The 376-nt window shown below is 33.8% G+C and carries 1 pseudogene; it reads right to left on the minus strand.

Annotated elements, in window-relative coordinates:
- Positions 1–279, minus strand: a pseudogene (locus FUA24_RS04170) (DNA-directed RNA polymerase subunit alpha); the annotation flags it as partial.
- Positions 280–376 lie beyond the last annotated feature (97 nt).

Consider the following 376-nt stretch of genomic DNA (forward strand, 5'->3'; position numbering starts at 1 on the left):
ATCAATTTGTCTTTTAAAACGTACTTGTTTTAAATTTAAAATGATTTCTGTAACATCTTCAACCACACCCGCAATTGCAGAAAACTCGTGGTCTACACCTTCAATTCTTACTGAAGTTATTGCATAGCCTTCTAATGAAGATAGCAACACTCTTCTAAGTGCATTACCTACTGTTAATCCGTAACCAGGTTCTAAAGGACGAAATTCGAATTTCCCTTCAAAATCTGTTGAATCAATCATGATTACTTTGTCGGGCTTCTGAAAATTAAATACTGCCATATTGTTTGTTTCTTCGTTTTAATTGTTATTTGGTTGCGCGGTTTATAAGTTTGAAGAAGAACAAATAAACCCTTTGGCCAAACACCAATGTTGTTAA

The organism is Seonamhaeicola marinus (assembly GCF_008085455.1).